Raw genomic sequence first — 25037 nt, 5'->3', positions numbered from 1 at the left:
GTATGAGCGCAAACTACGACGAAGGTGCAATTAAAACATTAGACTGGCAGGAGCACATCCGGCGACGTCCGGGTATGTATATTGGTAAACTCGGAGACGGAACTTCTGCCGACGATGGTATTTATGTATTGTTGAAAGAGGTGATGGATAACTCGGTCGACGAATTTATGATGGGACATGGTAAAAAGATCCTCGTAAACGTCGATCAGGATTTGGTTACCATCCGCGATTATGGCCGTGGTATTCCACTGGGGAAACTGGTGGATGTGGTCAGCAAAATGAATACCGGCGCAAAATACGATAACAAGGTTTTCAAAAAATCGGTAGGATTGAACGGTGTTGGTATAAAAGCCGTAAATGCCCTTTCGTCCGATTTTACTATAAAAGCAGTTCGCGAAGGCGTGGCTAAAGAAGTATATTTTAGCCAGGGGGTTATAACCGGCGAGAAAGATTATCAAAATCTCGACGAGGAGAATGGAACAGAGGTGAGGTTTGTCCCCGATGTGGAAGTGTTCAAAAAGTATCGTTATATGAACGATTATATCGTGAATATGATGAAAAACTACACCTTCCTGAATGCTGGCTTAACCATTGAGTACAACGGTGAAAAATTTTACTCGCGCAATGGATTGCGTGATTTGCTCGAGGAAAATATGGATCACGACCCAATTTACCCAATTATACATCTTAGAGGCGAAGATATTGAAGTTGCCATAACACATGGTAATCAATACGGGGAGGATTATTATTCGTTTGTTAACGGTCAGCACACTACCCAGGGAGGGACTCACTTACAGGCTTTTCGCGAAGTTTTAGTGAAAACGATCAGGGACTTTTACAAGAAGGATTTCGACCCGTCGGATATCCGGGCATCGATTGTGGCGGCTGTTAGCATTAAAGTAGAAGAGCCTGTATTTGAGTCGCAAACCAAAACCAAACTCGGATCACGGGATATTGGCCCAAACGGACCGTCGGTGCGGGCACACGTTGGTAATTTCCTGCAAACCGAGCTGGATAATTTCCTGCATAAAAACCATGAAGTGGCAGAAGTGCTGTTGAGACGCATTGTGGAGTCGGAGCGCGAAAGAAAAGCCATTTCAGGGGTGAAAAAACTGGCCCGGCAACGCGCTAAAAAGGCCAACCTGCATAACAAAAAATTGCGCGACTGCCGTGTTCATTTTAACGAAAAAGATGAGCGGAAAGAAGAATCGAGCATTTTTATTACCGAGGGAGACTCGGCAAGTGGATCGATCACCAAATCGCGCAATGTAAATACACAGGCAGTTTTTAGTTTGAAAGGAAAACCGCTGAACACCTTTGGGCTCACCAAAAAAGTGGTTTACGAAAACGAGGAATTCAACCTTTTGCAGGCGGCGTTGAATATTGAAGAAAGCATGGAAGACCTGCGTTACAACAAGGTGATAATTGCTACCGATGCCGACGTTGACGGAATGCACATTCGTTTGCTGCTCATCACTTTCTTCCTGCAGTTTTTCCCCGAGTTGATTAAGAAGGGCCATGTTTATATTTTGCAAACGCCACTGTTCAGGGTGCGCAACAAGCAAAAAACGTACTATTGTTATTCAGAAGAAGAAAAGGTAAAAGCCATAAATAAATTACGTGGCAAACCCGAAATAACCCGATTTAAAGGACTGGGCGAAATATCGCCCGATGAGTTTAAACATTTCATTGGAAAAGATATCCGTCTCGATCCGGTGCAAATGAAAAAGCATGAATCGGTGGCAGAAATGTTATCCTACTACATGGGTAAAAACACCCCCGAAAGACAGGAGTTCATCATTGAAAACCTGTATGTTGAAAAAGACGAAGTAATGTAATTGGAATATCTTCAAATAGGAAGCACGGTAAATTTCAAAGAATAGAATGTCAGAAGAGAATTTAAATCAGGAAGAAATTCAGGACGATAGTGTAAAAGATGAAGTAATCTATCTCTCGGGTATGTACCGCGACTGGTTTTTGGATTATGCCTCGTACGTAATACTCGAGCGGGCAGTTCCGTACATTAACGATGGACTAAAACCCGTTCAGCGACGTATCATGCATGCCATGCGTGAAATGGACGATGGACGCTACAATAAAGTGGCCAACATTATCGGGCAAACCATGCAATATCACCCGCATGGAGACGCTTCTATCGGCGATGCTATTGTGCAGATCGGGCAGAAGGAACTACTGATCGATTCGCAGGGAAACTGGGGGAATATTCTCACCGGCGACGGAGCGGCAGCACCTCGTTACATCGAGGCCCGACTGACCAAATTTGCTTTGGAGGTGCTTTTTAATCCGAAAACCACGGAATGGAAACTCTCATACGATGGCCGTAAAAAGGAACCGGTAACACTTCCGGTAAAATTCCCGCTGCTGTTGGCTCAGGGAGTTGATGGTATTGCTGTAGGACTGGCTTCAAAATTGTTTCCGCATAACTTTATCGAGCTTATCGATGCCTCAATAAATTACCTTCGGGGAAAGGATTTTGAATTGTACCCCGACTTCCCAACCGGAGGATCGGCCGATTTTAGCAAATACAACGATGGTTTGCGCGGTGGTTCGGTAAAAGTTCGTGCAAAAATTGAAAAGCGCGACAATAAAACCCTGGTGATAACCGAAGTTCCTTACGGAAAAACAACCACTACGCTGATTGAGTCGATTATTAAGGCCAACGACAAAGGAAAAATCAAAGTAAAAAAGATTGACGATAACACGGCCGAGCATGTTGAAATTCTTGTTCATCTGGCACCAGGTGTTTCGTCAGATAAAACCATCGATGCGCTTTATGCATTTACCGACTGCGAAGTTTCCCTGTCGCCAAATGCCTGTATCATCGAAAACGATAAGCCACACTTTATTGGCGTTTCCGAAATTCTGAAGCGTTCGACCAATTCAACAAAAGACCTGTTGAAACTCGAACTGGAAATCCGCAAATCGGAACTGGAAGAGCAGTGGCATTTTTCTTCGCTGGAGAAAATATTTATCGAAGAACGAATCTATAAGGATAAAAAGTTTGAAGATTCGGAAAACATGGATCAGGCGGTAGCGCATATCGACCACCGTTTGGAGCCATGGAAACCCAAACTGAAGCGCGAAATTACCCGCGAAGATATTCTGAAACTGATGGAAATTCGAATGGCACGAATCCTGAAATTTAACAAGGATAAGGCCAACGATTTGCTAAAATCGATAGAAGACGAAATTGCGGAGGTTGAGCAGAACATTGCAAATATTATTGACTATACCATTGAGTGGTTTAAACACCTGAAAAGAAAATACGGAAAAGGCAAGGAACGTAAAACAGAAATCCGCAGTTTTGAAAATATTGTAGCCTCGAAAGTAGTGGTGAAAAACGAAAAACTGTATGTCGACCGGAAGGAAGGATTTATGGGAACATCGCTTCGGAAAGAAGAATTTGTGTGCGACTGTTCGGATATCGACGACATAATTGTTTTCCGCCGCGATGGTTCGTATTTTATCACCAAAGTTTCGGATAAAGCTTTTATCGGCAAAAATATTTTGCACCTGGCTGTTTTTAAGAAAAATGATAAACGCACCATTTACAATGTGGTGTACAAAGACGGCGAATCGGGTAATTTCTATATGAAACGCTTTTTTGTTACGGGCGTAACGCGCGACAAAGAGTACAACCTTACTAAGGAAACCAAAGGCTCGCGTGTGGTTTATTTCTCGGCCAACCCGAATGGCGAAGCAGAAATTTTACGTATTGTTCTGAAGCCAAAGCCACGAATTAAAAAGCTTGTTTTTGAAGAAGATCTGGGCGAATTGGCCATCAAAGGCCGTCAGTCGATGGGAAATATCTTAAGTAAAAACGATATTCATAAAATTACCCTTAAAGAAAGAGGAGTTTCTACGCTTGGAGGTCGCAAAATCTGGTTCGATCCGGATGTATTGCGCCTGAATGCCGATAACCGGGGAACTTTCTTAGGAGAATTTTCGGGAGAAGATAAAATCCTTGTTGTATACAAAAACGGCGAGTTCCAGTTGTATAATTACGATTTGAGCAACCACTTTCAGCAGGATATTCTGGTTATCGAGAAATTTGATCAACGTAAAATTTTGTCGGCGGTTTATTACGATGCCGACCAGAAATATTACTACGTAAAACGTTTTGAAATTGATGAACCTGAAGGAAAGCTGATACGTTTTATTGGCGATAACCCCGATAATAAACTGATTAGTTTAACCTGGGTACATTATCCGCGCTTGGAGCTTACTTTTGGCGGGAAAAATGCCGAGCGTGAAAATGAGATTATCGAGGTGGCCGAGTTTATCGGCGTGAAATCGTGGAAGGCGAAAGGTAAACGACTCAGTAATTACGAGGTGGATAATATTAAAGAAATTGAGCCGGTAATAAAAGATGATTACGATCATCATGAAGAGGAAGAGGATGAACCGGAAAAAGAGCAGAAAAGCAAAGCGGAGAAAAAGGACGATGTTGATGATATTCCGTTTGAGGTAACCCGACCCAAAAAGGAAGATGATGGACAAGGCTCTTTGTTTTAGCCAGTAACAGAAGAAAAAGATGCGAGTATATTTGATTGGATACATGGGAAGCGGGAAGTCGCGAACAGGGCGCCTTTTGTCGGAACACATGGGCGTACCTTTTATCGACATGGATGATTACATTGAAGAAAGAAACTGCAAAACAGTGCCGCAGATTTTTGCCGACCACGGCGAAGATGGTTTTCGTGAAAGGGAACGCAAAGCTTTGGAAGAACTGGCCGAATTCACCGACGTTATAATTGCTACCGGTGGCGGAGCACCCTGTTTTTTTGATAATATCGACCTGATGAACAAAACCGGTAAGACCGTATTTCTGAACATCGACCCGGCTATTCTTGCCGACCGTTTGTTGAAGTCGAAAACCGAACGGCCGTTGATTAAAGGAAAATCGCGCGAAGAACTGGTTGCTTTTATTGATGAAACATTAAAGAAACGGAAGCAATTTTATTCGCAGGCACAATATGAGATTACCGAACCCGATTTCAGCCTCGACCGTATTCAGGAAATGATTTCGTAATTCAGGTCTTTCATTTTCCATAATTTTTTGCTTTTGCATTCTAGCGAAATAGGCTTTAAATTAGTCTGATATTTGGTCAAATATCAATGCAAAGGAAATTATAGTCCGGAAGTTTAATTTGTTTGCTGGTTCTTTTTCCTTTTTACTTTTGCCTTGATAAAATATAAGAAGCATGTCAACAGTTGCAGAAGTTTTTGCCCATACATTAAAGGAAATTGGGGTACGCTATGTTTTTGGAGTACCCAGTGGAAACATGATCGATTATGTGGAAGCTTTGCGAAAAGAAGACGGTATCGATTTTATTTTGGTGGGGCATGAAGCTACCGCTGCTTTTATGGCCGGAGTTTGTGGGCGGCTTACCGGTGTGCCGGGCGTTTGTTTTGCAACCTTTGGGCCGGGAGCAACCAATTTAAGCACAGGAGTTGGCGGCGCACAGCTCGACCGCTTTCCGCTGCTGGCTTTTACCGACGAAATGCCAGATGATTTGTTAAAGCGCACGGTGCAAATGAACATCAATCATCAGCAACTTTTTTTCCCAATAACGAAGTGGACAACCCGTCTGAATGAGAATAATGTTGAAGAAATAATTTTAAAGGGAGCAGGAATTGCAACTGACGATCAGCCTGGAGCAGTTCATATCGGAATACCAGCCGGAATTGGCAGAAATCCGGTGCAGAAAGTGAAGGCAGATGTGGATTACCTGCGTTTGGAAAAGAAACGATGGTCGCCACTGGTTGCCGATCAGATTGCCAAAGTTGAAAAGCTCATTCAAAAATCTAAAAAGCCTGTTTTTGCCGTTGGATTATCGGCAGTGCATGCGCAGGTAAGCGAGCAACTTATTGCACTGGCCGAAAAGTTTCAGATACCGGTGGTACTTACTCCAATGGCAAAAGGTTTGTTCCCCGAAAATCATCCATTGTATGCCGGAGTGCTTTTCCATGCCTTATCAAACCAGGTTGCAAAAGTATATTCGCAAGCCGATCTGGTTATAGGCATTGGTTACGATCCGGTGGAGTTTAACTACGAAGACTGGATGCCTTCTGTTCCGTTAATTCATATCGATCAGCAAGAGGCCGATGTGGCGGCGGGGCAAATTCCGGAAGTGTCTAATGTTATTGGAACACTGGAAGTTGCCTTAAGTGAAATGCTTAAGCTGGATGTCAACCGAAAAGTTTGGGACCTTCAATTTCTGCAGGAGAATAAACAACAAATCTTCAAAAAGTTTACACCAAAGTCGGGCAGTTTTGGGCCGCTGGCTGTGGTTGATGAATTGCGAAAAGTTCTACCTGAAGAGGGAATACTAACGGTTGATGTTGGCGCTCATTTACACCTGGTGGGGCAGCAGTGGCGTACTCCCAAACCCGGGAAATTATTGATGACAAATGGTTGGTCGAGTATGGGGTTTGCTATTCCTGCAGCTTTGGCGGCTAAACTTTGTAATCCTGATCTTCCCGTTGTGGCATTAATGGGCGATGGTGGTTTCCTGATGATGGCCGGAGAACTGGCAACGGCACAACGTCTTAACCTCAACATAGTTTTTGTGGTGATTTACGATAATAGTTTGTCACTGATAAGTATAAAGCAAACTAAAAAGCATTTCGATAATGGTTACGGAACGGATTTAAATGTCTTGAGCGAAGAACCAACCAATCATTATTTTGGAGTTCCGGTAGTTCGTGTAACAAACGGCAAAGAATACGAAAGCGCATTGGCAAAAGCATTTGCTGCCGATGGACCCCTTTTAATTGAGGCTGTTGTAAGCAGTAATGAATATGATGAATTGGTGTTGCAGCCCAATAAATAAATTCTGCTTATATTTAATCTTCAAATTTAAATAAACCGGATTTTCGAATTTTACTTAAATAGAAATGAAGACCAACAAACAACTTCAGTTAGCTTTTGATTTTGTACAATACACCGGGCAAAATATTTTCCTGACGGGAAAGGCAGGAACCGGAAAAACCACGTTTCTGAGAAGCCTGAAAGAACGCTCGCCCAAACGCATGGTGGTGGTGGCACCAACGGGTGTGGCGGCTATAAATGCAGCGGGGGTAACCATTCATTCATTTTTTCAGTTGTCGTTTGCCCCGCAGGTGGGGAATGAGAGCAAACTCAGCAGCGAACAGCGTTTTGCCAAAGAAAAGATAAATATTATGCGAAGCCTCGATCTTTTGGTGATCGATGAGGTAAGTATGGTTCGTGCTGATGTATTGGATGCGATTGACCGCACACTGCGGCGTTTTAAAAACAAACGAAAGCCTTTTGGCGGTGCGCAGGTTTTAATGATTGGCGATCTGCAACAGCTGGCTCCGGTGGTAAAGAACGAAGAGTGGGGCCTGTTGCGCCGCGAATACGATACGCCGTATTTTTTCAGTAGTAAAGCATTGCGCGAATTTCCGCATGTGAGTATCGAGCTGACCGAGGTGTTCCGTCAGCAGGATGAAAAGTTTATTTCGCTGCTGAATAAAGTGCGCGAAAATAAACTGGACGAAGAAGCAAGGCAGCTTTTAAATACGCGGCATATTCCCGGTTTTGTTCCCGGCGACGAGGACGGTTACATTACACTTTGTACTCACAATGTAAGTGCGCAGCGCATTAACGATTCAAAACTGAGTGCTTTAGCCGGTAATAAGGAAGTGTTTACTGCTTCGGTTGAGGGTAAGTTTCCCGAATATTCGTACCCCACCGATTTTAAGCTGGAACTGAAAGTTGGAGCCCAGGTAATGTTTGTGAAGAACGACTCCAATCCGGAAAAACGTTTTTACAACGGAAAAATAGGGCAGGTGCAGTCGATTGAAAAAGACCGTGTTTATGTGCTGTGCCCGGGCGAAGATGAGGAGATTGAAGTGGAACCTCAAAACTGGGAGAATTACAAATACTCAATCGATAAAGAATCGGGCGATATTCGCGAAGAAATGGAAGGTATGTTCACCCAGATTCCGTTAAAACTTGCGTGGGCAATTACCATTCATAAAAGCCAGGGGCTAACGTTCGAGAAAGCCATTATTGATGCCGAAGCGTCGTTTGCACACGGGCAGGTTTATGTGGCGCTCAGTCGTTGTAAAACCTTGGAAGGCATGGTGCTTTCATCGCCAATTGCAGGCAAAAGTATTATCAACGATCAAAAGGTAAGTGGTTTTATTCGCGAAGTGGAAGAGAACCAACCCGGAGAGCCGGAATTAAATACAGCAAAACTGGCCTTTCAAAAAGAACAGTTAACGGAGATTTTTCGCTTTTACCGATCGGAAAACTTATTGCGAAATATAACAAAGTTGGTAAACGAGAACAAAGGGAGTTTCCCTGAAGTTACCATTACTCAAGTTGAAAAAATGCGCAACGGCCACGATAACGAAATTGTTGCTGTGGCGGCCAAGTTCCATAAGCAGATTACCGATCTGTTACGTCAACAGCCCGATGTGTATAAGAATGATGCTTTGCAGGAGCGCACAAAAAAAGCGGCCGCTTATTTTGGCGAAAAGGTGCAGCATATTTTGGCCGACGGAATTAAAAAGATTGATTTGGATATAGACAACAAGGAGATAAAACGCCAGTTGAAACGCTACGTGAACGACTTGAAAGATGACACCCAGTTGAAACTCACCGCATTTGAATCGTGCTTCGAAGGATTTGATGTAAAACGGCTGATGGATTCGCGTGCGAAAACGCTGGTAAAACAAAGCAAGTCTTCAGGGAACCAAAAGGCCAAAGAAATAACTGATTTCGAAAATATTCCAAATCCCGAATTGTTTGAGCAGCTGCGAAACTACCGCACGGAAAAAGCCGGCGAGTTGGAGATTCCTCCGTTTATGATCTTTTCGCAAAAGGTACTCTATGCGCTGGTAACATATCTGCCAACCGACGCGGCAGCATTAAAACTGATTAATGGTTTGGGGCCTCGGAAAATAACGCAGTTTGGTGCCGGGATAACAGCTATTATTCAGCATTATTGTAACGAAAATAAAATTGAAAAAGGGGAGATCCCACTTCAGGAACCCAAAAAGGAAAAGAAGGAAAAAGTTGATACCAAACTGCTTAGTTTCGAATTGTTTAATTCCGGGAAATCCATTGAAGAGATTGCAAAAGAACGGGCTCTTTCAGCGAATACCATTGAGAGCCATTTAGCGCACTACATAAAACTGGGTGAACTGGAGGCTACCCGTTTGGTGGATGAAGCGAAACTGAAAAAAATAGCTGACTATTTCGAAAAAGCAGAGGACAAATCCTTTGGGGTAGCAAAATCGCATTTTGGTAACGATGTTAGTTATGGCGAGTTGCGGATTGGTTTGAGCTATTGGGAGTGCGAAGGAGAAGGTTCCAACTAATTAGTATGGTTTTATTCGATCGAATCGTCAGATTCAAAGTTTTGTCTTTTAAATTCAACTGAATTGCGCTTTCATCTGAATCTTCATTATTAAGGTCAGAATAAAATTCGAAGAACACGAATAGCATCATATCGTTTAGGTTCCTCCCATGTATTTAGTTTAAAAAATTGTAAGTAATCGGTCTCGTTTTCCGGGTCTGAAATCAAACTTTTTGTTCGTAAATTTTCAGGATCTGACCTTTTCACTACATTTAAAATAAGGATAAAATAGTATTAATCTACGTAATTTCCGATAATGAAGTACGGAGTTTTACGGATTGACAGACATATGAATTATTTAATAACTTGTATATCCGTAGAAAACTGGAAGCAATCCTATCACAAACCAGTTAACCACATGCGCTATTTATTCTTAAGATGATTGAAACTTGATTAGTTTTTATTGAAATAGGGAGTTTCAGAACAGAAATTAATCAAGGTAAGAGAGAACACAACATGAAAATATTGTCTGTTTGAGTTTGCAACTCAGGCAGATAGGGATTGTATCCCTAAAAAGTCAGAAGCCATGTGCAGAATAGCCATTTTAGAACAGTTTAACCTTTTTGGTTCAGGAATAAAATCAATACTTGAAGAAGCCGATCAATTTAACGTTGTTATCCAGGCAGATTCAGTTAACAAACTACTTGCTGGTAAAGGAATGGAGAAGCCGGATGTGATTATCTTCGATATCATTCACGATGACAATTCAGGAATAAAAGTATTGAAGCGAATTAACCGAACGTTTACTGGAGTACCGGTACTATTAATTGTAAGTAATCACTATGCTGATTGTTTTGAAGAATATATCCGCCTTGGTGTTAAAGGTTTTATTTTTCACAATTCGTCGGGTAAGGAGTTGATAAAGGCCATAAAGAAACTAAAAAACGGAGAGGAGTATTTTGCCATGAAAGTTTGGGATATCTTCCGAAGTACGATAAGGGCACGAAAGGCAAAAGCAAAAAATATCGAAAGCAACAAACTCACCGAAAGGGAAATGACCGTTCTAAAACTTTTTACCAAGGGCCTGTCGTATAAAGAGATTGGCGTTGACCTGAATATAAGCCCGCGCACTGTAGAAACACATAAGCGCAATATCCTGGCTAAATTGAAAATACGCTCTACTGCCGACATGATAAAATATGCTTATCGAAATAATATATTGTCCTGATACCTGAACTGTTTTTCAAGAATAGATGCCCTGCTTAATGCACCTAAATATTATCTGTTTTTAGGAGATGCAAAGTACCTCATTTATGTCTATTTTTGTCTTTGCCAATCGGGCTGTAGTACCTTTAAATGAACTTATTTATACTATAAATACCTGCAAAAAGAACGGCCTCGTACACCATGTTTTCAGGCGAATAAATCAGTAAAAAAACCGATTGACTTCAGCACCTTCCTTTCGTAACTTTTTATTCATATAAATTGAAGCTAGAAACAGGATTAACTCCACACCCCTGGAATTAATTCCGAAAAACCAATTTTATGAATAACAATTTCTGAGGGCGTGATTTTTTTTGAGGATAGTTTGATAATGACTAAAGCACATTTAAACTTTAAAATTATCAGATTATGGGAAAGAATTACGTTGAAATTGCGGACAGCATAGAGATGTTGTCCGGACAAAAATGGCGTAGACTCCGTTACTGGCGTTTATGCTGTTTTACGCCATTACTGGTGGTAATGGCAATGCTTCTATTTAATTATTCCGCGATTGGGCAAAATACAAAAACGGCCGAAGTTGTCGCCGCTTTTGGTGTGGATGGTGATGTCTGGGCTGCACAAGAGCTTGAAGCACCCGCTCCCGGTTTTAATTCGGACGACTGGTTTGGAGACGATCCTCAAGACGGCGGCGGATATCCAGGTTGGGGAGTTATTGATGCCACTCTATGGGACAGCAGCCCTTCTACAATTCTTGGCTGGATTGCAAACCATCAATCTTTCGAATTTCGTATGAGTGTACCGCGTTGGTCGCAGTGGCAATCAGATGACGGTATGACCTATGAATGGATTGACGGAGTGTACGGCCGCGATAACGTGTCTGTTGGTGGTCTTTCCGATTCAACAACTTTCACCGGAACCAAAGATAAAAATGCACAGGATCCGCATACCTGGAATCTGGGAATTAAGGGATCTCCGCAAAAAAATGATTTGGTTGATATATTTGGCTACATCAGGCAGCGAACCAGTGGCGATGAGCACAGGATTGCATATGGAGCAGCATCAACCATATCGGCAGATGGTTCTTCTCACACCGACTTTGAGTTCTTCAGACGAAACCTTAGTTATGACCCAAATCTTGGTGTGTTTGGAAACCTGGACGCCACAACCATGGGGCATACTGCCTGGACATTTGACACTGATGGAACAAGATTAGTTGCGGGAGACCTCGTATTTTCTACCGATTTTGAAAAGGGAGGAAAAAACCCGACTTATTCAGTCAGGGTATGGATTGCCGTAGCCGATGGAGATACCTCGGTGTTTAATCATTGGGTAAACAGGCCTTTCGATTTAACCGGTATTTATGATGTAGATCCGAATGATGCACCTTATGGCTATTTTGAAATTGCACCTAAGGGCACTGTCACCGGAGAATCTACTCAAGATCCTGATGTTTGGGCAACTGTTAATGTTTCAGGTACCACAGCTGCTCCTCCATGGGGGACTTTGGCCGGATCACAGGGAAAAGTATTTCAAAGCTATCTTCAATACCAAATTACTGAAGTGGCCATCGATTTAACCGCCTTTGGCCTGGATACTCAGTTCGGAGAGGGGCAAAACGATAATTGTGTTAATTTGTTAGGAACATTAATCGTTAAAACCCGTTCTTCGCAAGAGTTTACAGCCGAGTTGAAAGACTTTGCCGGACCGTATCGTTTTGGTAATGCAATTGACTTTGAAGTAGTGGTGAATGACGGAGATACTTGCGATAATCTGGGACCAGTGATTTTCAGGTCAGAGATTGTAACCGAGAATATCGATCCTACCGACCAGAACTGGTCGTATCAATGGTATCAGGGAGCAACATTGCTTTCCGGAGAGACAGATGATTCACTGGTTATTAATACCGTTGATTTGGATATGGATGGCTACGTATACTGGCTGGAAGTAGAACATGTAAGAACCGGATGTACAAGAGCGGATTCAGCAGTACTTACAGTACACGAAAATCCAACTTGCGAAGTTTTGGTTACCGATGAGTCGCACTTTGAAGCATACGACGGAACAGCCACAGTAGTACCATCCGGAGGAACTGCACCATATACTTATTTCTGGGAAGCAGTGAACGGTGGGTCCGTTGCAGATTCCATAAAAACTGATAGTATATTAACAGGTTTGGGTAGTGGCGTTTATATCGTAACCGTAACCGATGCGTTCGGTTGTGTGTCGACCTGTAATGATACGATAGACCACTTACCAACAGCGCCTACTTGTGAAGTTTTTACATCACATATTGAGTGTTTTGGTGCGGCCGACGGAATGGCTTGGTGTGAGATTACACCTAATCCGAATGGGGCTTATCCTCCTTATACCTACTACTGGTCTAAAGACGGAGCTCCTTACGATACCACAACAACTTCGAGTTTGGTAGATACTTTATATGGACTGGAACCGGGAGTATATACCGCAGAGGTTTATGATGCTTTTGATCCAAATGGATCTTTCTGTGGTGGAGAAGTAACACAAGAACCATACAAACCACTTGAGCTGGTTTGTTTCCCGGATACTACACTTGAAAGTTGTCAGACTCAGGCTGAGATTGATAACATTTTTAGTGCCTGGTTAACAAACTTTACAGCAACCGGAGGAACTGATCCACTCGATACTGTATTTATGGTTGGTGTTGATACCATTAGTTTAGATACATTGGTAGCACCGGATAAATGTGGAGGTGAAATTGAAGTATATATTTATCTTTCAGATTATTGTGGATTGGATACTTTCTGCTCCGGAACATTTACGGTTCCTACACCGGAAGCTGTTAGTGCACTAGCACCTGGCAGCATTTACTACAGCAGTTGCGACTTTGCCGATCAAACGAATTTGGATACCACATTCCAGAACTGGCTTGATTTGTTTGTAGTTACCAATAACGGAGGTTGCGACTCGGTAGGAAAAGGGAAGGAAGGTTTGGTTGCACCCGATGTTTGTTTAGGCGATACCGTTAATGTTGTTTATTCAATCTACGACGGATGTACCAGCGATACCGTTCGAGCAAGCTTTGGTGTATCAGCTCGTGATACCATTGATGTGGATGGTCCAGCATCAGAATACCATACCAGTTGTGAGTATGTTGATCAGAATGATTTGAATGCCAAGTTTAAAGCATGGATCGATAAGTTTGTTGTACTCAGCAACGAATGTAATGTTCCTGAACCTGATTTGTCAGGCATTCAGGCACCAGATGTATGTTTGGGCGATACAATCGATATTGTATTTGGCATAGGAGATTTGTGTACCAGCGATACCGTTCGCGCAAGCTTTGGTGTATCAGCTCGTGATACCGTTGATGTAGAAGGTCCGCAAACCGAGTACCACACCAGCTGTGACTTTGCCGATCAGGTAGATTTGGACACCACATTTGCCAATTGGCTGGCGATGTTTAAAGTACTTAGCAACGAATGTAATGTTCAGGAACCTGATCTGTCAGGCGTTCAAACACCAGATCTGTGTTCAGGCGATACCGTTAATATTGTTTATGGTATTGGAGACTTATGTACCAGCGACACCGTTCGCGCAAGCTTTGGTGTATCAGCACGTGATTCGATTACCGTAAGTTGTAATAGCAATACCTTGCAATGTGATGCTATCGATATTGCCGGAGCATACCAGGCATGGGTTGATGGATTTACTTATGCAGGTGGTTGCGTAGGTAAGGTTTCAACAAATATAGCGGATGTTCCGCTGTTGTCTGAAATCGACCTGACCACGGGAGGTACACTCACCTTTAACTATAAAGCCTGGGATGATTGTACAATAGACTCGGTTACCTGTACATTTACACTCCCTGCGTGTGAAGAATGTGAAACTGCCTACGGAGTATACCCGGATAGCATTTGCTTCCTGGATAATACTACCGGTTACACGTTTAGCAATTGGGGATGGAGTAATCACATGAACGCTGCTAATTTCCCTGTTATTTTAGATGTGTATGCAGGTAATTCATCCTGCGATATTATTTCTGAAAAAATGGGAGAAGTAACGGTAAGTTTGAATAACGGTGATTTGGTTGTTCACTATGTTACCTTCGGTCCTTTCTACATGAGTCAGATTCACCTGAATGTTAATTGCTGGCCATTTGTCGTTAAAGACAACGGCGGAGTTTCAGTATCTCCTGGTCAATACAGCGTTAACATCACTGGCCTGAGTTATGTAACGGATTACACCATCACTATCCCGGCATCGAAACTTGGTGCGATCAATTTAGGTGATTTCTATCTCATTGCTCATGCTGTGGCTTGTTACTTGCCTGGAACGCAGGAAGCACCAGAGTCTAACTCCGGAAGTATGACTTACAATGATATGCCAATTCCTTGTGTATATCCGTCAAAATCAGGAGAAATTGCAACTGCTGAGGCTGCGATTGAAGCAGAATTAGCTCCAAGCGATTTGAAAGTTTACCCGAATCCGTTTACTGATAAAGTAACTTTCGAATTCGTTTCAGGAGTTGATGCTTATGGTGTACTTGAGATCTACAACATTACCGGACAGAAAGTTGCCAGAATACTTGACCGCCCGGTTGAGGCTGGAGTTATGAATCGGATAGAATATGCACCGGAACATGGCGTTACCGGAATGTATCTCTATCGTTTGGATTTGGATGGAAAACTCCAAATGGGTAGAATTATCTACAAAGAATGATTCTGACCCTTATTTTTTATCATGTATAATACCAAAGTCTGTCAGGCTTTGGGCTGAGGATCCGTCCTTAGTGGGATTCGTTAAAGAGGCTGGCTTCGCAAGGTCAGCCTCTTTCCTTTTTCTGAAAGTCCTCCGGGTAATTCCAGTAAAGTATTTTCAAGATATATAAACTTACCCTGATTATGTCTGCGACACAATCGTCCCTCTCTTTCAGAAAAGAGAGGGAATGAGGGAGAGTTAAATTTCATATCAGTTGCTTTCATTCCTGTTGGTGGTTCCCGGGAATCATGATTGTTTTATTCATGACGTTAATGCCAATTTTGTAATGAATTAGCGGATTGAAAGACAAATTTTGAAATAACCCAAGTTATCACGAACTTCGCATCGCGCTGGTTAACGAATAGTAATTTACTTGTTTTACCATGAAACGATTGTGCTGTCTTTTGATCTTTAACTTTGCGCTGCTGTTATTTGCTTACCCCCGCGAACTTACTTTTTCCAATTATTCAATCAACGAAGGGCTTTCGCAAAGTGTTGTAAACTGTATGTTTCAGGATTCCCTGGGCTTTATATGGATTGGTACACAAAACGGACTGAACCGTTTTGATGGCGAAAATTTCAAGGTTTATCGATACCTGCCAAACGATACGCTTTCCATTTCCAATAACTGGATTTATGCCATTTCGGAAGACCGGCAGGGAAATTTGTGGGTTGGCACTAAAGGAGGACTAAATAAATACCTGCGCGAAAATGACTGTTTTGAACGAATAAATTATCACACCGGTTACGATCCTGAGGTCAGTACTCACAGTTATAATAACCTGCTTTTAAGCAACGGAAAGATGCTTGTACACACTCCACCTGTGGTTTCTGTTTTTGAACCCGAAGCGAAACATTTTACACACTTTCAAAGTAACCTTCCTCTCGATCCTGCCATAAAAGACGTAAAACTTACGGTGTTGGAAGATCGCGATGGCACACTCTGGGCAGGATGCACAGAAGGTATAGCAGTCTTTTCATTTGCAGATGAAGAATTTTCCTGCTATCCGTTTTTGGTCATTAGTGGCGATACGTTGGAACAGGTGAATGTTACGGAGTTATTCCAGGATTCGAAATCACGGATATGGGCAGGAACAACAGAAGGATTGTTTCTCTTTAATCGCGAAAAGAACGTGTTTAAGGAGCAGGTTTTTGCACGTACATCGGGCGGAGATTTTTCGTTTAGAAGCTGTGTTCGGTGCATCGCGGAAACCAAATCGGGGGAACTGGTTGTGGGAACAGAAGGAGACGGAATTTATATTCTGACCGATGAAAACGGGCACTATACAATTGAAAATCTGACTTCGGAAAACAGCGGGCTGGCACATAATATTGTTCAGAGTTTATTGATCGATAAATCGGAAAACCTGTGGGTGGGCACGCTGGCAGGTATCAGCAAAACCGACTTAAAGATGGATAAGTTTCGGCTTTTCCGACATAGCAATTCGCCGGCATCGGTTAATTTGCAGGGTAATGTAATTGCCGGGATGTTAAAAAACGACGATGGTAAATTGTGGATCGGAAACTGGGGGCAGGGTTTAAACATTGTCGATCCGGAAAGGAATGAGGTGGAACACTTTTCATCGCAACAAAGCGGCAATCATTATCTCCCCAACGATTTTGTACATGTGGTTTTTAAAGATAACGAGGGCAATATTTGGTTAGGATCACGTGATGGAATTTTTATTTGGAATAAACAGAAAAGCTTATTTGAAGATTGGCGGCAATATTTTGATCGCCCCGATTGGCCGGCATTTGAAAACACCCGCATTTATCACATCATTCAGGATAAAAACGATCGGTACTGGATTGGTACCTCTTTAGGAATTTATCTTGTCGACAAGAAATCGGCAGAAATTATACGGTTTGATCAGCAGGAAGAAGCTTCGAGAAAAATTAGTTCGAACCTGGTTTATACCCTATTGGAAGATTCTGACGGATTGATCTGGATAGCTACCATCAGTGGGGTGGATGTGTATAATCCGGAAACAGACAAACTGATTCATTACAAAAAAGCAGAAGGTGAACTGAGCAGCGATTTTGTGATTTCGTTGTGCGAAGACAGCCGCCGAAGAATTTGGATTGGGACCAATGCGGCGCTTAATATTTTTGATAAAAACACACAACAATTTAGCTACCTGGATGAGAAAGATGGCTTGCCCAGTAATTACATATACGAGATTGTTGAAGACAAAAATCAGGATTTGTGGTTTGCCACCGGCAATGGTTTGTGCCGGTACAATTTGGATAAAAATGAGATACAGGTTTTTACGCCTGAAGATGGTTTGCAGAGTTCTGAATTTAACCTGCGTGCCGCTTATTGTGCTGATGACGGCGAACTGCTGTTTGGCGGAATGAATGGCTTTAACACCTTTTTCCCCGATTCGTTGAAAGGCAATCCTTATGTGCCAACTATTGTGTTTACTGCCTTTACAATTACCAGCAACAATCAACAGCACGAAATTAATGTTGCAAATGAATCGAAGGTGGTTTTAAAACACGATGTACAGTCGTTTACCATTGAATTTGCAGCCCTTGAGTTTACCAACGCCAACAAAAACAGTTATGCTTATAAAATGGAAGGCATTTCAAACGAATGGAATGAGATTGCCAACCGAAAGTTTGTACCGTTTTTTGCTTTGCCTGCCGGTGAATATACCTTTTCGGTTAAAGGGTCAAATAACGACGGGGTTTGGAATGAGGAAGGAGTGAGTTTGCAAATTGTCGTACTTCCTCCATGGTGGCGCAGTAAAGTGGCGTATCTGGCCTATCTAATACTGGTTATTCTGGTTGTTTGGGTCTTTATAAAACTTCGCGAAAGGCGTTTGAAACTGGAAAAAGTAAGGCTGGAGAAAAAGGTGCTGGAACGTACCATTCAGATTAAAGAGCAGAACGAGGTAATTACTGCTAAAAACAAAGAATTGAACGAGTTAAACCGTACAAAAGACAAGTTCTTTTCCATAATCGGGCACGATCTTCGTAATCATTTTAATATCATCATTGGTTTCTCCGAAAATTTGCTGATGAGTTTCAAGAACATGGATGAAGCCGGTAAGGAACACCACATATCAAATATTTATAAATCGTCGATACAGGCTAACGACTTGTTGGGGAATTTATTAACCTGGGCAAGGTTGCAACGAAATGCCATCTCATTTCATCCCGAGCCCATAAATGTTACCGAAAAAATCAGGGACTTATTACGTTTTCATGATGAGGCAGCGTTGAAAAAGAATATCCTGATTGAGGTTTTTGCTAAGGAAGAGCTGGTTGCCAGTGCCGATGTGAATATGTTCTCAACAATTATGCGTAACCTGATTGCCAATGCCATAAAGTTTACGCATAGCGATGGCGAAATAGCCGTTTCAGTATCAAAACAAAACGGGTGGTGCGAAGTGAAAATCAAGGACAACGGAATAGGAATAGCTGAAGATAAACTGAAAAGTATTTTTAGCATTGAAAGTACTGATGTTACCCGGGGAACAAATGGCGAGAAGGGCACCGGGCTGGGGCTGGTGCTATGTAAAGAATTTGTTGAGAGACATGGAGGAAAAATTAGTGTGGAAAGCGAAGTTGGAAAAGGAAGCAAATTTATATTTACTTTGCCTCTTAATGATTCGGAAGTATAACAAATTAGCAATTCTATTCGTGTTTCTTTTTGCGATGGCAGCTTGTAAAACAGCTCCAGAGAAACCGGAGAAAGTGGGACAGAAAATCCTTGAAAGTATTCAATGGCCGGATCAGCCGGATGTACGTCAGTTAGTGGTGGTTTTTAATTCTGCCTCGGCTGATCATCATGCAAATCTATTAACGTTCGAAAAAATGGAAGAAGGCTGGCAGCCTGTTTTTGAGGTGATGCAAGCGGGTATCGGCGAAAACGGTTTTGCCCCAATCAACGAAAAGGTTGAAGGCGACGGGAAATCGCCAACTGGTATTTTTGCACTCGGGCAATTGTTTACTTACCTGGATAATGCCGACACAAAAATGGCTTTTCAGAAAACCACTGCCGAAGATAAATGGATCGACGACCCGGAATCGGAAAATTATAATCGTTACGTACAGGGCGAAACCGATGCACAATCTTACGAAAACCTGCTGCTAAAAAGCGATGCCTACAAATATTGTATGGTAATTGAATACAACACAAATCCGGTGGTAAAAGGTAAAGGAAGTGCCATCTTTTTTCACCTGAATAAAACCGGCAACGAGTCAACAGGGGGGTGTGTGGCCATTACTGAAGAAAACATGCTAAGGGTGCTAAAATGGCTCGATCCCAAAAGCAATCCACACATTATTATGGGAAACAAGGATGAATTGCTTTCAGGGCTTCGCCTTTAATTCTCTTTTCGTTAAAAGATATTGTATAATCCTTCTCCGTCTTTTTCAAACTGTGCAATGCTGATGTCGGTCATTGGGTGTTTTATCAGTTGGAAAAGCAACTCGGGACTAATGGTTGCCGACTGTGCTCCGACCATGCTTACGCGGTGAATCTGGTCAACAGTTTTGAAACTGGCCGCCAGTACTTTGGTGTCCAGATTAAATTCTTTGGTGTTTTTAACAATGTCGCCAACTACCTCAATTCCGTGCGACGAAATATTGTCTAAGCGGCTAACATAAGGTGCAACAAAATCGGCTCCGGCACGCGATGCCACCAATGCCTGTTGCTGCGTAAAAATAGCCGTTGCAGTCACGTTAATGCCTGCATCTTTTAGTATGCGCATGGCTTTGTAACCTTCTATCGATACCGGAATTTTAGCATAAAAATTATCACCCAGGTTAAAGTAACTTTTGTAGGTTTTTGCCTCTTTAACCATTTCTTCGGCCTTGTCGCTCATCACCTGAACGTGAACAGTTCCTTTGCCAACAATATCAATGATGTTTTGAATGGCTTCTGAAAGTTTTAAGCCCGATTGTTTTAAAATGGTAGGATTTGTGGTTACCCCTGTTAGCGGAAAAAAATCGTATAGATCTTTTAATGCCTGAATGTCTGCGGTGTCTGCCAGATAAATCATCTTTATTTTATTTTTTTGGTTGAAATATAATACCGGCGATCAGTTCTGTTTTAGTAAGTACTGCAAAGATAAGCATGATTTTTCGAAGGTGTTTCTTTTCCGGTACTACAGCATATTTGTTAACATGAAATGAGCACACGAATGAAATTTTCGGACAGAAAGATGACGGTAACCCAGTTGAAATCTCCGTCAGTTGGCGGATTGCCGGAAGGAAATAAATGTTAAAACAGATGAATTTGTATACTCAAAGAATATTCTTTCCGCTTTGTCGTTTTCAATTCCAGAATCTTTTGACTTTTTTTGCAGCATGAATATCAGGCGAGGGGGAATTTTTTGTTTGCTGCTGTTTGCAGTGTCTGTTGCTTTTGGGCAAAATATAACGGTTAATACATTGGATGTGCCCAATGTGGGAAGTAATATAAATACCGAGGATTTCATTGCTTCGTTTGACAGCTTCCCCGAATCGGCACAAAAAGGTTACCTGGAACAGTTTCTAGTGCCCGGAAACGACGGGTATATTATCAGTCGTTTTGGACCGCGCTCAGGGCGAATGCACTATGGCACCGATATTAAAATGTATAAAGGCGACACCGTGGTGGCCGCGCAAAGCGGAGTTGTTGTTCGCGCCAACTGGGGCTATGGATTTGGCCGGCTGGTGGTTATCCAACACCGAAATAATATTGAAACGTATTACGCTCATCTTACGTCATTTCTCACAAATAAAGGAGATAAAGTGGAAAAAGGGGAGCCCATTGGTTTAGCCGGAAGCACAGGGCGGGCACGCGGAGCACATTTGCATTTTGAGATGCGCGAAAACGGAAAGCCTTTTGATCCCGAACTCGTTTTTGATTTTAAAGAAGAAAAAATACGCGATGATGCTTTTGATACGGAGAGTTTGATGGCACTGCATAAAAAGCTAAAACCAAAAGGGTACTCAACAAATGTTGCTGTGCCCGAATATTACAAGGTACGCTCGGGCGATTCGCTTTGGGTGATCTCGCGAAAGTTTAAAACCTCGATCAATGAGTTGTGCCGCCTGAACAATATTTCGGAAAACGCCGTATTGCAAATCGGGCAACCGCTGCGAATGTACTAAGCGAATACTGCCATTCGCCTGATTTGCGGAATTACCAATAAAACTAAAACAAAAATGACTGAAAATATAGATCTGCCACAGGCTGTAAACGCTGCCGGCGTGCCTGCAACTTTTGCCAACGAACGCTACGGCAATCACGAACGAAATACTTTTGATATTTGGTTGGCCGATTCTGACAAACCGACTCCTCTTGTAATGTACATACACGGTGGTGGTTTTATTGGAGGCGACAAAAGCCGCTACTACGATTCGGAAGATTGGGGGCGTTTGCTCGAAGCCGGGATATCCATTGCCAGCATAAATTACCGTTTTATGATTGAGCCGCCATACGGAATACTCGGTAGTATGAACGATTCAAAACGTTGCCTGCAATATATTCGGGCCAACGCCGGGAAATATAATATCGATAAAAACCGTATTGGCTGCAGTGGAGGTTCAGCCGGAGCTGGAACTTCGTTGTGGCTGGCTTTTTCGGATGATATGGCTGATGCCGAAAGTGACGATTCGGTGTTGCGGGAATCAACTATTATTTCGTGCGCTGCAGCGTTCTCCACGCAATCTACTTACGACATTTTACGCTGGCCCGAATTGATTGGCATTCCACCGTATCAAAGTACTGAGGACTTGTTGACCATTGCCCGTGTTTTTGGCTTGAAATCGGCAGAAGGAGTTGATCTGTTTGCACAAGATGAAATTCGCTCAGAACTCGATTTTCTTGCCAAAATGACAAAAGATGCCGTGCCGTTTTTTGTATTCAATCATTACGAAGGTGGCATCCCGACCAACGAAGACGAATTGCATCATCATCCCTTGCATGCAAAAGCGCTAAAAGACCGTGCCGAAGACGTTGGTGCCGAGGCGATTGTTTATGCTCCAGCTATCGGAATTTCAGATCCGTCGGGTAAAGATGTGGTTGAATTTTTTATTGAAAAGTTATTATAGAAATTAAGCTGTTCAAAAAGTTGTAAAGAACGTCATTCTGAATTCATTTCAGAATCTGACTTCACTATTTACCAGTAGTTTAAAGATCCTGAAACAAGTTCAGGATGACGAAACAAGGGCTTTTTGAACTGCCTCTACTTTTTTATTCCGTCAGTTTTTCCATTGTTGTTTTAATATCGCCCGGTGTACTCATAATTTTCATAAAAGTGCCCATGGTAAGTTCAGGCCAATGCAATGCAATCCGGTATTTTCCCGGAAGTATGCTCGCCGTCTTTCCCTGAAGAATGATCTCGTAGGGCATTGCTGCCACATGCTCGTCGCCTATTATTGGTAAAAAATGGGCTTCTCCGTCTTCTGCATTTTTTAATGCAACACCCCAAACGGCCACGTTCTTATCGGAATAAGCCAACTCATAAACTTTTTCAGTTTCTCCTTTGCCTGCCTCCAGGTTTTGCCGGATGGTTTTTAAACCTTCATCAAACGAATCGAATGTTCTCAGCTCTTCGACGTCGGTAAAATAAGGCATCATTAGCTTGTAGTGGTATTTTTGCAACTTATTCTTTTCCAATGTTCCGCCAAAAGGCTCTTTTAGTGTGCCAATTTTTTGCATGGCTTCAATTGCCTGATCTGATATTTTGCGTAACGCATCTTCTTGCTTATCCACACCATCAACAAAGTAGGCGTAAAATAAATACATCGGATTTACCATGCTAATGTTGAGCGTTTCTCCTTGTTTTTTCAATCCAATTTTTAGTGCCGATGCCAATGCCCCGCGGTCGCTGAAACCAAGCGCAATTTCTTCCAGTTTTGGGTGAGTGTAACAAACAACAGCTAAATTCTCTGATTGGGCAGGATGATAATCGCCAATTACTCTGAAGCCCGATTCAGACAGAGCTGATTTAATTTTAGCGATTCCTTCGTCTACTGATTCCTCCGATTTACTAATGAGAAAATAAGACGATTCGTCTTGCGCATGAATCGCGGATAAGGAAAAAAGGTAAATAATGGTTAATAGAAAAATTCGTTTCATTTTGGTACTGATTTAGTTTTTTGCCAAATGTACCGCTTGCGTCAGAATGGTTTTTAAGCCGGAATGTGATACTTATCATAGCAAAACGTTAATAAATATGCAAAAAGACTGAATAAATATGCATGTTTAAGAGAAAGCTTTTCTAATGATTTAAAAATTCTTCATATTTGCACCACTAAATTTTTGAAAAAGAAAGAAATGAAAGTTTTAAAATTCGGAGGTACATCGGTTGGCTCGCCCGAGAACATGAGGGCTGTTATGGATTTGGTAACCGATGGAGAGCAAAAGATAGTTGTGTTATCAGCTATGTCAGGAACAACCAATTCTTTGGTAGAAATTTCAAATTATCTTAAGAAGAAGAATAAGGATACCGCGCGTATTTTTATTGGGAACCTGGAGGAAAATTATAAAAAGGTAGTTGCTGAACTTTTTACTTCCGAAGAAAACAAGAAGAAGGGATTAAAGATCATTAAAGATGTTTTTCAAACGATAAAATCATTTACATCGGGCACTTTTAGCGAAGTTGGCGAAAATACAATTCTGGCGCAGGGCGAGATTATATCAACTAACCTGGTAACCTTGCTGATGAACGAAAACGGCCATGATACAAAGTTGTTGCCGGCTCTTGATTTTATGAAAATTGATGAGGATAAAGCTGCCGACCTGAATTACATTCGCGAGCATATTAAGCCCGTATTGAAAGAGGTAGGCGAAGCGAAGTATTATATCACCCAGGGATTTATTTGCAGAGACGCCGACGGTGAAATAAATAACCTGCAGCGCGGTGGAAGTGATTACACTGCTTCGTTAATTGGTGCAGCCATTGATGCCGATGAAATTCAGATTTGGACAGATATCGACGGATTTCACAACAACGATCCCCGCTTTGTAGAGAATACCAAAAAAATTGATCAGTTGTCGTTTAACGAAGCGGCTGAGCTGGCCTTTTTCGGAGCAAAAATTCTGCATCCGCAAACGGTTTTGCCGGCGCGTGTCCAGAATATTCCGGTTCGCCTGAAAAACACCATGAATCCAACTGACAACGGTACGCTTATTACCGCAGAATCGAATGGACGTGGAATTAAGGCTGTTGCTGCAAAAGACGGAATTACCGCAATAAAGATTCGCTCGGGAAGGATGTTAAATGCCTATGGTTTCCTGTCGAAGATCTTTAAAGTATTTGCCGATTTCCGTACGCCTATCGACATGATATCAACTTCGGAGGTGGCTGTTTCCTTAACGATTGACGATACCCGGAACCTTGAATCAATAAAAGAGGAACTGGATAATTATGGTACTGTTGTGTTCGACCAGGATATGACTATCGTTTGTATTGTTGGCGATATCATCCAGGAAGAACAAGGTTTTGCCCCGAAAGTATTTAAGGCACTTGATGGTATTCCTATTCGTATGATATCGTACGGTGGTAGTAATCACAATATTTCTATTCTGATACCAACTCAAAATAAAAAGGAAACGCTACAAGCTTTAAGCGATAATTTATTGAATGGCTAATTATATCAAAATCAAAAGCTAATTTGGTATTGCGGAAGAAATTCCGGATAGCAACGAATCTCGAATAAGACTCAATCCGGCTTTTGTGGCCGGTTAAAACTCAGGAAACTGCAGTTTTAAATTTTGGG

General features: G+C 42.1%; 14 protein-coding genes. 12 read left to right on the top strand and 2 right to left on the bottom strand.

Going from position 1 to position 25037, the window contains the following annotated elements; all coding sequences use genetic code 11:
• The 9 genes from ABZB17_RS06400 to ABZB17_RS06360 form a co-directional block, all read left to right on the top strand.
• Positions 1-1838 (top strand): DNA topoisomerase IV subunit B (locus ABZB17_RS06400; RefSeq protein WP_372648722.1); only part of this gene is annotated, 1838 nt, incomplete at its 5' end.
• Between the two features lie 46 nt (positions 1839-1884).
• Complete coding sequence (locus ABZB17_RS06395; RefSeq protein WP_372648721.1) at positions 1885-4536, top strand: DNA gyrase/topoisomerase IV subunit A; 2652 nt, start codon at positions 1885-1887, stop codon at positions 4534-4536.
• A 19-nt stretch (positions 4537-4555) separates the two neighbouring features.
• Positions 4556-5053 carry a shikimate kinase gene (locus tag ABZB17_RS06390; protein ID WP_372648720.1) on the top strand — a complete coding sequence of 166 codons (498 nt, stop codon included), beginning with the start codon at positions 4556-4558 and terminating at the stop codon, positions 5051-5053.
• Positions 5054-5225: 172 nt separating this feature from the next.
• Positions 5226-6857: a thiamine pyrophosphate-binding protein gene (locus tag ABZB17_RS06385; protein ID WP_372648718.1), complete on the top strand. Its 1632-nt coding sequence runs from the start codon at positions 5226-5228 to the stop codon at positions 6855-6857.
• Between the two features lie 64 nt (positions 6858-6921).
• Positions 6922-9375 (top strand): helix-turn-helix domain-containing protein, encoded by a 2454-nt coding sequence (locus ABZB17_RS06380; protein ID WP_372648716.1) that lies wholly within the window; start codon positions 6922-6924, stop codon positions 9373-9375.
• Positions 9376-9939: 564 nt separating this feature from the next.
• Complete coding sequence (locus tag ABZB17_RS06375) at positions 9940-10581, top strand: LuxR C-terminal-related transcriptional regulator (RefSeq protein WP_372648714.1); 642 nt, start codon at positions 9940-9942, stop codon at positions 10579-10581.
• Positions 10582-10985: 404 nt separating this feature from the next.
• A complete protein-coding gene (locus ABZB17_RS06370) occupies positions 10986-15275 on the top strand; it encodes a T9SS type A sorting domain-containing protein (RefSeq protein ID WP_372648712.1) in 4290 nt (1429 codons plus the stop codon).
• 422 nt (positions 15276-15697) lie between these two features.
• Complete coding sequence (locus ABZB17_RS06365) at positions 15698-18943, top strand: two-component regulator propeller domain-containing protein (protein ID WP_372648710.1); 3246 nt, start codon at positions 15698-15700, stop codon at positions 18941-18943.
• Between the two features lie 73 nt (positions 18944-19016).
• A complete protein-coding gene (locus tag ABZB17_RS06360; protein WP_372648708.1) occupies positions 19017-19652 on the top strand; it encodes a L,D-transpeptidase in 636 nt (211 codons plus the stop codon).
• Positions 19653-19663: 11 nt separating this feature from the next.
• On the opposite strand, the gene ABZB17_RS06355 is transcribed toward ABZB17_RS06360, so the two are convergent.
• A complete protein-coding gene (locus ABZB17_RS06355) occupies positions 19664-20326 on the bottom strand; it encodes a transaldolase family protein (RefSeq protein ID WP_372648706.1) in 663 nt (220 codons plus the stop codon).
• A 307-nt stretch (positions 20327-20633) separates the two neighbouring features.
• Between ABZB17_RS06355 and ABZB17_RS06350 the strand changes: the two genes are divergently transcribed.
• Both ABZB17_RS06350 and ABZB17_RS06345 read left to right on the top strand, forming a co-directional pair.
• Entirely contained in the window at positions 20634-21422 is a 789-nt protein-coding gene (locus ABZB17_RS06350; protein WP_372648705.1) for a peptidoglycan DD-metalloendopeptidase family protein, read from the top strand.
• 54 nt (positions 21423-21476) lie between these two features.
• Positions 21477-22364 (top strand): alpha/beta hydrolase fold domain-containing protein, encoded by an 888-nt coding sequence (locus ABZB17_RS06345; protein WP_372648703.1) that lies wholly within the window; start codon positions 21477-21479, stop codon positions 22362-22364.
• A gap of 142 nt (positions 22365-22506) precedes the next feature.
• Here ABZB17_RS06345 and ABZB17_RS06340 read toward each other — a convergent pair whose 3' ends face one another.
• Positions 22507-23394 (bottom strand): hypothetical protein, encoded by an 888-nt coding sequence (locus ABZB17_RS06340; RefSeq protein WP_372648701.1) that lies wholly within the window; start codon positions 23392-23394, stop codon positions 22507-22509.
• Between the two features lie 198 nt (positions 23395-23592).
• On the opposite strand from ABZB17_RS06340, the gene ABZB17_RS06335 reads away from it, so the two are divergent.
• Positions 23593-24909, top strand: coding sequence for an aspartate kinase (locus tag ABZB17_RS06335; RefSeq protein ID WP_372648699.1), 1317 nt, complete (start codon positions 23593-23595; stop codon positions 24907-24909).
• The last annotated feature ends 128 nt before the right edge of the window (positions 24910-25037 follow it).

Source organism: Draconibacterium sp. (assembly GCF_041583095.1).
Lineage (GTDB): Bacteria > Bacteroidota > Bacteroidia > Bacteroidales > Prolixibacteraceae > Draconibacterium.
The sequence above is the reverse complement of the archived record's forward strand: the minus strand, read 5'-3'. Positions and strand labels throughout refer to the sequence as shown.